The 11,416-nt window shown below is 73.3% G+C and carries 9 protein-coding genes; 3 read left to right on the top strand and 6 right to left on the bottom strand.

What is annotated here, in order from left to right:
* Positions 1-59: 59 nt before the first annotated feature.
* The 5 genes from WME79_RS44485 to WME79_RS44465 all read right to left on the bottom strand — a co-directional run bounded on the left by WME79_RS44485 (position 60) and on the right by WME79_RS44465 (position 7,952).
* Positions 60-875, bottom strand: a complete 816-nt coding sequence (locus WME79_RS44485; protein WP_437528145.1) for a hypothetical protein — start codon at positions 873-875, stop codon at positions 60-62.
* A gap of 62 nt (positions 876-937) precedes the next feature.
* Positions 938-3,301 carry an AAA family ATPase gene (locus WME79_RS44480; RefSeq protein WP_437528143.1) on the bottom strand — a complete coding sequence of 788 codons (2,364 nt, stop codon included), beginning with the start codon at positions 3,299-3,301 and terminating at the stop codon, positions 938-940.
* Positions 3,302-3,434: 133 nt separating this feature from the next.
* The gene (locus tag WME79_RS44475) at positions 3,435-4,424 is read right to left on the bottom strand and encodes a universal stress protein (RefSeq protein ID WP_437528141.1); all 990 of its coding nucleotides are present in this window, start codon (positions 4,422-4,424) and stop codon (positions 3,435-3,437) included.
* On the bottom strand, positions 4,418-7,456 hold the full coding sequence (locus WME79_RS44470; protein ID WP_437528139.1) for a glycoside hydrolase family 65 protein: 3,039 nt from the start codon (positions 7,454-7,456) through the stop codon (positions 4,418-4,420). Before WME79_RS44470 ends, WME79_RS44475 begins: the two co-directional genes overlap by 7 nt.
* 88 nt (positions 7,457-7,544) lie before the next feature.
* Complete coding sequence (locus WME79_RS44465; protein WP_437528137.1) at positions 7,545-7,952, bottom strand: response regulator; 408 nt, start codon at positions 7,950-7,952, stop codon at positions 7,545-7,547.
* Positions 7,953-8,297: 345 nt separating this feature from the next.
* Here WME79_RS44465 and WME79_RS44460 point away from each other — a divergent pair, with 345 nt between their 5' ends.
* The gene (locus tag WME79_RS44460; RefSeq protein WP_044970202.1) at positions 8,298-8,960 is read left to right on the top strand and encodes a response regulator; all 663 of its coding nucleotides are present in this window, start codon (positions 8,298-8,300) and stop codon (positions 8,958-8,960) included.
* A gap of 49 nt (positions 8,961-9,009) precedes the next feature.
* Here WME79_RS44460 and WME79_RS44455 read toward each other — a convergent pair whose 3' ends face one another.
* Entirely contained in the window at positions 9,010-9,579 is a 570-nt protein-coding gene (locus WME79_RS44455) for a pentapeptide repeat-containing protein (RefSeq protein ID WP_437528136.1), read from the bottom strand.
* A gap of 53 nt (positions 9,580-9,632) precedes the next feature.
* Here WME79_RS44455 and WME79_RS44450 point away from each other — a divergent pair, with 53 nt between their 5' ends.
* Together WME79_RS44450 and xth are read left to right on the top strand one after the other, a co-directional pair.
* Positions 9,633-10,517, top strand: a complete 885-nt coding sequence (locus WME79_RS44450) for an alpha/beta fold hydrolase (RefSeq protein WP_437528133.1) — start codon at positions 9,633-9,635, stop codon at positions 10,515-10,517.
* A gap of 79 nt (positions 10,518-10,596) precedes the next feature.
* Entirely contained in the window at positions 10,597-11,406 is an 810-nt protein-coding gene (gene xth / locus WME79_RS44445) for an exodeoxyribonuclease III (protein WP_437528131.1), read from the top strand.
* Positions 11,407-11,416: the final 10 nt, after the last annotated feature.

Here is an 11,416-nt window from a genome sequence, read left to right as displayed (position 1 = left end):
CTGGCTCCTCGGCGGAGCCAGGCCCGGGCGGCGCGGAGGATCGGAAACGCGCGAATCCGTCAGCCCTCGTCGATGAGCTCGATCATCGTGGCTCGGGCGGGCCCGCCCGCGGGAATCCAGCGGCAGAGCTCGTCGACGCCGACGTCATCGACCACCCGGCGGAGCTCCGCGCGCGCGGCGGCGGGCTCGCCGAGCGCGGTGAGCGCGTGCGCGCGGGTGATGCGGTAGCGCTGGCGCACCTCGGTGGGCTCTTCGCGCTCGCCATCGCGGAGGCCGACCAGGGAGAGCGCGCTCTCGACATCGCCCGTGCGCACGAGCACCGCTGCGCGCGCTCCCCGCACGAGCGGCCGCACCGACGCTGGCGCGCGCTCCTCGTCCAGGTCCGGGAGGAGCCGCTGGGCGGACTCGATGTCGCCAGCGCAGAGCTGCCATTGGGCGAGGTTGCTCATGACGAGCATCCGAACCTGCGAGGGTATCCAGTCGCGAGGCACGTCGCGCAGCGAGGCGGCCGCCGCCTTGTAGCTCCCCTCCCAGGCGAGCGACTGACCGACGGCCTGGGCTGCGAAGGCGTAGATGCTCCGCGGGTCGTCGAGCTCGGTCGGCGGCATCAGGGCGCGATCCGCGGGGCGCGCGGCCGGCTGCCCCGCCCGCGGGCGCCGAGGCGCGGCGGGCGCCAGGCGCCCGGATCGACCGGGCCTCGCGGCGAAGCGCTGCCGGACGATGCCGCCGAGGAGGACCAGCAGCGCGATCGCGGCGGCGGCCGCGCAGGCGGCGCCGAGCGAGAGCGACCCGTCACGCCACCGGGCGAGCGCGCCCCACGCCAGCAGAGGCGCCGCGGCGCCGGCCGTCGCGAGCAGGATCGACCGGCGCGTCATCGGCGGGCTCCGGCGCGGATCGGCGCGGGTTCGGCCGTGCGCTTCGCTGCCATCGGCCCTCTTCAGCGCTCCCTGAGCGTGCTTCGAGGATCCACGCTCGCCCCGCCCTTCAGCGTGTCGGCGATCACCTGGTGGAAGCGCTCGAGCCGCTGGTCCGCCGCGTGGAACACGGTCCCCTCCGGGTACCTTCCGTCCGCGTCGGCGACGCCCGCAGGGACGCCGGTGATGATCTCGATGCCCTCCTCGACGGAGCTCACCTCGAACACGTGGAAGCGGCCGGCCTCGATCGCCGTCACGACGTCGCCCCGCAGCATGAGCGCGTCGCGGTTCGCGCTCGGGATCAGCACACCCTGCTCGCCCGTCAGGCCCTTGGCGGCGCACAGATCGAAGAAGGCCTCGATCTTCTCGTTGATGCCGCCCACGGGCTGGATGCTCCCCTGCTGATCGATGCTGCCCGTCACGGCGAGCTCCTGCCGGATCGGGACGCCGGAGAGCGCGGACAGGAGCGCGTACAGCTCGCTCGACGAGGCGCTGTCGCCCTCGATGGGCTCGTAGGTCTGCTCGAAGACGAGCGAGGCGCCGAACGAGAGCGGGCGGTGCTGGGCGAACCGGGCCGCGAGGAAGCCCGTGAGGACCAGGACGCCCTTGCTGTGGAGCGGGCCGGACATCTCGACCTCGCGCGCGATGTTCACCGGTCCCTCGCGGCCCGGGTAGACGACCGCCGTCACCCGGCAGGGGCGGCCGAACGTCTGCGGGCCGTCGGACAGGACCGAGATCGCGTTGACCTGCCCGACGCGCCGGCCGGTCACGTCGATGCGGATCGTCCCGTCCGAGAGCAGCTCGTGCACATGGTCGCGGAAATGGCTCCCGCGGCGCCGCGCCGCCTCGAGCGCCTCGTTGACCTCGGGGCCGTCGACCACCTTGCGGCCGCGGCGCTGGGCCCGGTAGCCGGCCTCGGTCGCGACCTCGGCGATGAGCCCGATCTGGGCGCTCACCTTGGTCTGGCTCTCCGCGAGGCGGCCGCCGTGGAAGAGGAGCGCGGTCACGCCGTCGGCCGTGATCGGCGGGAGGCCGCGATCGTGCGCGAAGCCGGCGAGGAACGCGGGGTACGTGAGGAGCGCCTGATCGAGCGAGATCGTCGTCTCGAAGCGCGCCTGCACCTTGAAGAGCTGCGAGAACTCCGGATCGGCGTCGTGCAGGTCCTGGTAGAGCTGCGGGTTCGTGACGAGGACGACCTTCACGTCGATGGGGATCGGCGGGAAGAGCAGCTCCTCCGCGGTGCCGCGGAAGTACGACGGGTTGTGCTCGGGCACGATGAACTTGCCCGCGAGGAGGCAGGCCTTGAGCTGCTCGTAGAGCGCCTCGTTCTTGAGGAGCGCGCCCGCGGGCAGGATGAGGAAGCCGCCGGCCGCCTCGTGCAGGGCGCCCGCGACAGCGAAGCCGGGCTCCGGCGGGAAACCGGAGTCGGGCGGCGCGTGGGTGCGGCCGAACAGGGCGGTCAGCGTGGGGTAGGGGACGTCGACGACCGGGGCGCCGGAGTCGGGCGTGTGCTCCGTGAGGAGCGTCGGGACGACCACGCCGCGCGGGAGGGTGGCGCCGCCCTCCTCGCCGCGCGCCTCATCGACGAGCAGGCGGAACTCCTTCGACACGACCGTCTCGACGTCCGCGAGGAAGGCGCTGATGTCGTTGCGCCCCTCGAAGCGCGCGAGCACGGGCTGGAAGCACCCCTTCACCCCGTCGCTGAGCAGCTGCTTCACGACGCCGCGCAGCTCGACGTCGGCCTCGTCCTGCACGGTGGCGAGCCGCATCTCGAACTCCTCGATGGATCCGGCGATGGCGAGCAGGGCCTCGCCGTCCGGCTCGTTGGCGGCGTCCTCGATCGAGGTGATCTGCACCTCGTCCTCGCCGCGCACGAGGTCGAGGCCGAGCCCGCGCGCCGCGGACTTGAGCTGCTCCTCGAGCCGCCGCTCCTCCGCGTTCACCCGGCGCTGGATCTTGCCGCGCGCCTGCTTGAAGCGCTCGCCCTCGGTCGCGCCGCGCAGGGCGTCGACGAGCTTCTCGTGGAGCTCCTCCATCGCCTCGACGAAGGGGCGCCCCTCGCCCGGCGGCAGCGACAGGACCGTCGGCTCGCTCGGGCGGTGCGGGTTCGGCAGGAGGAGGATGTCGTCGGGCGTGGGGCGGCTCGCCGCGATGCGCTTCGCGACGGCGCGCGCGCAGAACGTGCGGCCCGTGCCGGGCGCGCCGACGACGACGACGTGGAAGCGGGGCTGGCGGATGTCGAGGCCGAAGGCGAGCGCGGCGAGGGCGCGCTCCTGCGAGCCGATGCCCGCCGACAGCGGCGCGACCTCCTCCGTCGTGGAGAAGCGGAAGCTCTGCGGCTCTACGATCTTGCGGCACTCACTGGGGGGCAGCTTCCGGGAGACCATGGCGGCGCACCATAGCGCCTTTCGCCGCTCGTTGGCGTGGAGCCCGCCCGGCGAGGCGCACGCGCGCCGATCGAAGGCCGCGAGCGAGCGCCTCGCCGCTGCTGGGGCGCGTCACGCGTCACGTGGGGCCGCGCTAGCGCCTCAGGACCAGCACGGGGCACGGCGCCCGAGCGAGCACGTCGCGGATGACGCCGCCATGGTGATCGGCGAGCTGCCCGTGCCAGACCAGCACTACGAGGTCGCTCGCCAGCTGCCAGGAGAGGCGCGCGATCTCCGCCGCCGGCTCGCCCTTGCCGAGGAAGAACCGCGTGGAGACGCCCTGCGGGCAGTGCCCGATCGCGCTCAGGAACCGGGCGAGGAATTCCTCGGTGAACGCGGGCCACTCGTGCTGGGGCTGGTCGACGTAGAGGGGCGCCACCATCGCGCCCGGCTCGGAGGGCACGGGCGTCGACACGGGCGGCCCGTCGTCCTCGGCCTCCCGCGGCGAGGCGCAGCCGACCATCACGATGTCGAGCTCGGCGCCGAGCTTGCGGGCGACCTCTCCGACGGGCGTGATCGCGCTGGCCGTGCTGGGGTTCCCGTCGAGCGGCAGCAGGATGCGCTGTAGCCGCGGCGGGGAGGGCTCCTCACGGATGATGAGGACGCCGAGCGCGGTGGACTCCAGCGCACGCGCCGCGAGCTGGCCGACGCCGAAGCGCTCGTCCGTGGGATCGTCCGCGTGCGAGGCCACGATCACGAGCGCGGTCCCGTAGCTCGTCATGGCCGACGCGAGCGCGCCGGCCGGATCGTCGCTCGCCTCGACGTCCAGCACCATGCCTTGCAGCGCCTCCGGGGCGATCCCGAAGTGGGCCGGCACCTCGCTCACGTCGATCGGCTCCGTGGAAAGGCACAGCCCGCGCAGCGGGGCCTCGAGCCCATGGGCGATGAGCCGCCCGAGCGCGACGGCGCCGAGGTGGGCGCGGCGGCCGTGGAGCGCGACGACCACGCTCCTGCGTTGCAAGCCGCTCTGCGGCGGGCGCTCGTCGGCCTCCTCGAACGGTTCAGGGGGCGGCTCGGCCGCGGGCGCCGGCCCGGGCGGCGCCCCGAGCCCGACCGGAGACCCGTCGCGTAAGGCGCTCAGCATGGTGTGACCTCCTCCCATGGCGTGACGCGGCCGCCCAGCCGCCGCGTCGCATAGCGGCGGCCGGGCTCCGCCAGCACGGCGCAGGCGGGCGCGCCCGCGTCGAGCAGGCAGATCGGCAGCGGCGCGCTCCCCTCGAGCGCGACCTCGACCGCCCCGTCCTCCACGTGGATCTCGAGGGCGCGGCCTCGCCAGATGATCGGGATCTTGAGGTGCCGCCAGCCCGGCAGGAGGTGCGGCTCGATCCCGATCGCCTCGTCCTCGTCGGGGCACGGCGGCGCGTGGGGGAGCGCCTCCGAGAGCGCGCTCCGCGGCACGCGCGTGACGCCGGCCACGCCGAAGGCGATGGCTTGCCAGAGGCCGCCCATGGCGGCGATGTGCACGCCCCCCGCGGCGTTGCCCATCGTGTTGCCGAGGTCGATGTCGGCGGTCTGCTCGAAGTAGCGCTCGGCGTGGCCGTGCAGATCGAGCCGGGCGGCGACGAGCGCGTGGGCGCTGGGGCTCAGCGAGCTGCCGTGGGCGGTGCGGGGCTCGTAGTAGAGGAAGTTGTCGCGCCGGGCGCTCGCGGGCACCGCGCTCCAGAGCAGCGCGATGAGCTGCACGACGTCCGCTTGCTTCACCACCTGGCAGGCCTGCGTCCGCTCGCGCCCGAGCAAGACGTCGACCGGCGCGCTGCGCACGGCGTAGTCGGCGATGGAGAACGGCGCGAGGCCGAAGTAGCCCGCGAACTGCTCGATCAGCCCGGTCTGCGGGTCGATCCCGAGGAGCAGGCGGTCGGCGACGTCGCACCAGTGGGCGGGCTCGTCGGGCCGGAGGTCGAGCCGCGCGAGCACGTCCGCGCGCGCGACGTTGCGCCGGACGAGCGCGGCGGCGACGCGGAGGTTGTGCCGCGCCATCCAGTTCGTGAACGCGTTGTCGTCCACGGTCTCGTGGTACTCGTCCGGCCCGATCACCCGCCGGATGTGGGCGTGGCCATCCGGCCCGAGCTCGGCGCGGCTCGCCCAGAAGCGCGCCGTCTCGATCAGGATCTCGGCCCCCTCGCCTCGCTGGAACTCGAGATCGCCGGTCGCGCGGACGTACGCGTGCACCGCGTACGCGATGTCGGCGCTGATGTGGTGCTCTTGCTCGCCGGAGAGCACCCGGACCACCTCGCCGAACGGCGTGACGACGAGCGACGGCGTCGTCTCGTCGCCCGTGTCCGCCGACTCCCACGCGTAGAGCGCGCCCTCGTAGCCGAGCGCCTTCGCCTTGCGGCGCGCGCCGGCGAGGGTGCGGTGCCTGTAGAGGAGCAGCGCGCGGGCGGCCTCGGGGTAGCAGTGCGTGTAGAACGGGACGAGGAAGGTCTCGGTATCCCAGAAGACGTGGCCGCGGTACGCCTCCCCGCTGAGCCCGCGCGCGCCGATCGAGCAGCGCGGATCGTCCGGGTTGGCCGCGCCGATGAGGTGGTACAGGGCGAACCGGAGCGCCCGCTCGATCGTGGGAGCGCCGTCGATCTCGACGTCGGCGTGGCGCCAGCGCTCCGCCCACGCCCGCGTGTGATCGCCGAGCACGTCGGCCATGGCGCGGCTCGACAGCTCGTCCTGGAGCACCTCGCCCGCCTCGCGCGGCGTGGGCGTGTCGCGCGACGTGTGCAGCGTCGTCGTCCGGAAGAGGCGGCGCCGCTCGGCGACGCGGACGCCGACGTCGCAGCGCTCGGCGACGGATCGCGCGCCTGTGCTGCGCTCGCAGCGCGCGCCCTCGAGGGCCTCGAGCGGGGGCGAGCTCTCCGCGGCCTGCTCCGGGAGCTCCCGCAGGTGCGAGGTCATCGCGGTCACGAGCCCGCCGTGCGTGTGCCCGACGAGCAGCAGGCTCTTCGCGCGCGCGTCCGCCGCGAAGCCTGCCCAGTGCGCCGCGCCGCTCGCGCTCTTCACGTCGCCGCTCAGGATCGCGTCGACGCGGATCGTCCCGGTGAAGTTGAGGGGGGCGATGCTGAGCGCTTCCATGAGGACGTGGCGGTCCGCGAGCGACGCCGCGTGGAGCGTGTGCAGGTGCGTGAGGTGGCCTCCCTCGCCGCGCCGCAGGCACTCGCGCAGCAGCACGCCCCGCCGCATGTCGAGGGCGCGGCGGTGGTGCAGCACGCCGCTCGTCTCCGCGGAGAACGACTCGCCCTCGATGGCGACGCTCAGCCGGCCCCAGTCGGGGGAGATGACGAGCTCCGGCACGCGGCTCACGTCGGCCGACGGCTCGAACGCGCCCGCGATGAACGTCGCCGGCCGCGACACGCTCGACCCCTCCGGCAGCGACGCGCGCGAGCCGAGGTAGCCGTTGGCGATCGCGAGCAGCGACTCGATCTCGTGCTCGCGCGCGACGTCGAACCCCGGCTCCTCGATGATCCACGCGGCGTCTCGCGTCGCCGCGAGCGAGCCGAGCTCGCCCTCGAGATCCCGCTGGAGCGCGAGGATTTCGTGGAGCCGCTGCGCGCCGGCCGTCGCATGGACGGCGCCCGCGAGCTCCGGCGCGCCGCGGAGGCCGCGCGCCGCGGAGGCCGCCGCGCCGTCGCGTGGTTCGCGTGGTTCCCGTGATTCCGGCGAGATCGCGAGCCGATCGTGCGGCTCGATGCGGAGCGGCGCGATCACCTGAGCGAGCAGCGCGGCGATGGCGGAGCGCCCGTCCGGCTCCGCGCGGGCGACGAGCGCGACCGCGGCGCCGCGGCGATCGAAGCCGTGGAGCTCCGCGCCCTCGAGCGCGCCGAGGAAGAGCCGCCTGCGGTGCTCGGCGCGCACGCCGCGAGCGAGCCGCCGCGCGACGTGGGGCATGGCCTCGTCGGTGAAGAGCGCCACGCGCACCCCCATCGCGAGCAGCGCGTCGAGCAGCGCCGCGGCGCCGTCGACCGCCTCCCCGAGGAGGCCCGCGTCGATCGCGATGAAGCGGAAGCGGTGGTGCAGCTCGGCCGGCAGCTTGATCGCGGCTGCCGGCGCGTTCGCGATGGCGGGGCTGCCCGATCCGCCTCGCGCGAGGACGGCTGGCCCGGTGGCGCTGTCTACGAGCGACGACATCCTCGGCTTCTCCTGAAGGCCAGGGAACGCGAGGAGCGTGCCGCCGCGCCTGTGCGAGCCGGGAGCGGGGGGCCGTGGCGTCGGTGCGCTAGCGTTGCACGGCGCCGGTCAGGCGCTCGAGCACGACGAGGAGCCTGTCGACGTCGAAGGGCTTCGCCAGCACACCGGCGACGACGCCGCGGATGTTGGGCTCGTTCACGCCGGAGAGCAGGAGGACGGGCACCTCGACGCCCGCGGCGGCGAGCGCGGCGAGGAACTCCTCGCCGGTCATCTCGGGCATCACGTAGTCGAGCAGGACCGCCCGCGGCCGCGCGCCGCGGGCGAGGCGATCGAGCGCCTCCAGCGGTCGCGTGAAGCCCTGAACGCGGTAGCCCTCGTCGGAGAGCAGGTCGAGCAGCGACTCGACAAGCGCGGGGTCGTCATCGACGACGAAGATCTCCGCGGGCGCGCGCGGCGAGGTGGCGGCCGGGCCGGGAACGGGGACCGGCGAGCTCATCGTATTTCCCTGGATCGCTGGCCATTCCGGCGCATGAGGCGCGCGAAGAATACCAGAGGGTCGCCGCGACCGCATGCGCAGGCCGCTCTGGACGCATCGTTGCACCTTCCGTCACGTCCTCCGTTGCGCATTCCACGTCGCGCGGATCTCCGTCGAGCTCCGAAACTCGCTCAGGACGGAGTTTTCCTCACCAATTGGGCTTGCCGCCGCGCCGCTGCTTGCAGATCGTTGAGCACCTGATACCCCTGTAAGGTTCCTCCCAGGACGACCCGAGCAGCTTGACTTGAACTGCTCACGGGTATCGAATTGTGGTCTGAAGGACACTCCAATCCCCCTGTGGTCATCATGGCGGAAACCCCTGCTAGCAAGCTGCACATCTATCTGATCGACGATCACCCCGTCGTTCGCGAAGGCTTCGCTCGAGCGCTCTCGGACGAGCCCGACATGGTCGTCGTGGGCCAGGCCGGGACGGCGGCCGATGCCCTGCGCGAGACGGCGAGCTGCAAGCCGGACGTCGTGCTCGTCGATCTCAACATCCCCGACCGGGACGGCATCGAGCTCCTCGGGGCGCTGAGAGCGCAGCTGCCGCAGGCGAAGCTCCTCGTGTTGAGCGGCTATGACGACGAGTTCCGCGTCGCCGAGGCGCTCCGCGCGGGCGCTCAGGGGTATCTCGTGAAGACCTCGAAGCTCGAGGAGGTCATCGAGGGCATCCGCCGGATCGCGACCGGGGGAGCGCCGCTCTCCTCGAGCATCGCGGGGGCTGTCGTGCGCGCGATGCGCAAGCCGGCGAGCGAGGGCTCCGGTGGTCTCGACGCGCTGACGCCGCGCGAGCGCCAGGTCCTGCGGCTGCTCGCGGCCGGCGTGTCGACGCGCGAGACGGCCGCGCGGCTGACGATCAGCCCGAAGACGGTGGAGACCCACCGCGTGCGCATCTACGCGAAGCTCGGGTGCAAGAGCGCGGTCGAGCTGACCCGCATCGCGGTCCGCACCGGGCTCATCGAGGCGTAACCGCCCGCGGTCGCGCGGGGCGCTGCCCGCTCGCTCCGCGGGTGGGGCGCTACGGCTTCCGCCCTTTGCTCGGCTTCTTCGGCGGCGCTTCCTTCTCGGTGGCCTTCGGGGCCTGGCTCGCGCGTGATCGATCCTTCGCCTCCTCGAGCAGGCGATCGATCCGCACGCCGTCGATCGTGAGCCCGTCGATCGCGCAGCCGACGATCTCGACCTCGCGGAGGTCCGACCCCTCGAAGCGAGCACGGCGCAGGCTCGCGTCGGACCATCGGGTGGCGGCGGCGTCGGCGTCGTCGATGCGCGCGCCGGCGAGCGAGATGTCGTCGAGTGAGGCGCCGGCGAGGGTCGCGTTGTGGAGGCGCGCGTTGCGAAGGTCGACGTCGTCGAGCTCGGCCTCCGCGAGCGAGACGTTGTGGAGGCGCGCGTTGCGAAGGTCGACGTCGTCGAGCTCGGCCTCCGCGAGCGAGACGTTGTGGAGGCGCGCGTTGCGAAGGTCGACGTCGTCGAAGCTGGCCCCGGCGAGCGCCGAGCCGTGAAACTGCTCGGGCTTCGCCGGCTGGATGCCCTCGTCTTCTTCCGTGGCGTCCGCGCTTGGCGGCGCGATGGGGGGCTTCTTGGCCATGGGTCCATGCTAGCGCTAGGCGCAGGCCGCGCGCTCGCGCGGTCCGGAGAGCCATGAACGCACACGACGGCTTCGTGCCCCACCACGCCCTCGTCTCCGCCCCCTCCGCGGCGCCTGCCCGCTGGATGCTCGTGCTGCACGGCATCTTCGGCTCGGGCGCCAACTGGCGCACCTTCATCCGGCGCCTCGCCGAGGCGCAATCCGCCGGGGGCGCGCCTTCTGCAGCCGCCCGGCCGTGGGGCTTCATCCTGGTCGACCTGCGGGCCCACGGCATGTCGCAGAGCCCGCCTGCGCCCCACACCATCGCGGCGGCCGCGGAGGATCTGCTCCGGCTGGGCGACCGCCTCGGCCTCGATATCCGCGGCGTGATGGGCCACTCGTTCGGCGGCAAGGTGGCGCTCGCCTACCTCGATCGCCGGCCGACGGGGATCGAGCGCAGCTTCATCCTCGACGCCGATCCGAGCGCGAGGCCCGCCGGCGAGAGCGGCTCGGAGAGCCCCGGCGTGCTCGCGATGCTCCGCGCGATCCCGCAGCCGATCCCGTCGCGCGAGGCGTTCCTCGAGGCGGTGCACGCCGCCGGGTTCAGCCGCGGCATCGCGGACTGGCTGGCGATGAACGTCCGCCGCGAGGGCGACGGCTTTCGCATCCGGCTCGACCTCGACATCCTGGACGAGCTGCTCACCGACTATTTCGCCCGCGATCTGTGGCACGTCCTGGAGGACCCGCCGGCGCCGGTCGGCCCGGGCGTGGAGCATCGGCGCATCCATGTCGTCCTCGGCGGCAGGTCCGCGTCGATCTCGCCGGCCTCGCGCGACCGCTTCGAGGCGCTCGCGGCGCGCGCGCCCTGGCTCTCGGTCCACGTCCTCCCGCGCGCCGGCCACTGGCTCCACGTCGACGATCCGGAGGGCCTCTTCGACGTGATCCGGGAGGCGCTGTGACCGGGAGCCGTGAACCCCGCGCGTGCCCCTGGACCAGGCTTTCCGCCCGGCCCTTCATCCGCTATCGCCCGGAGGACCTATGCGCATCGCGTCCTGGAACGTGAACTCCATCCGCACGCGGCTCGAACAGCTCACGAGCTGGCTGGTCCGCGCCGCGCCCGACGTCGTTTGCATGCAGGAGACGAAGGTCGAGGACGGCAGCTTCCCCGAGGCCGCGCTCTCGGAGGTCGGTTATCGCACGGTCATCTTCGGCCAGAAGTCCTACAACGGGGTCGCGATCGCCACGCGCTTCGGCCTCTCGGTCGACGACGTGAAGAAGGGCCTCGACGGCGATGAGCAGGACGTCGCCCGGCGGATGCTGGCGGCGACGATCGAGGGGATCCGGGTCATCAACGTCTACGTGCCCAACGGCCAGGCGGTGGGCACGCCGGCCTTCGCCTACAAGCTCGCGTGGCTGCAGCGGCTGCGGAGCGAGCTCGACGCCCGCTACCGCCCGGATCAGCAGATCGTGATCTGCGGCGATTTCAACGTCGCGCCCGAGAATATCGACGTCGCCGAGCCGAAGAAGTGGGAGGGGCAGGTGCTCTGCCATCCGGACGAGCGGGCCGCGCTGGGTCGCCTGATGGAGTGGGGGCTCGTGGACGCGTTCCGCGCCTGCCACCCCGCCAAGGAGGCGTACAGCTGGTGGGATTACCGGATGGGCGCGTTCAGGCGCAACAAGGGCCTCCGCATCGATCTCGCGCTGGTGACGCGCCCGCTCGCCGCGCGGTGCACCGATGTGTCGATCGACACGCGCCCGCGGGAGCTCCAGCGCCCGTCCGATCACGCGCCGGTCGTGGTGGAGATCGCGGACGGCGCCGCGCCGCCTGGCGCTGTGCCGGGGGCCTGAGCGCGAGCGG

Source organism: Sorangium sp. So ce726, from assembly GCF_051521405.1.
In the GTDB taxonomy this organism is placed as follows: domain Bacteria; phylum Myxococcota_A; class Polyangia; order Polyangiales; family Polyangiaceae; genus Sorangium.
This window is presented reverse-complemented; position numbering and strand designations above follow the sequence as displayed.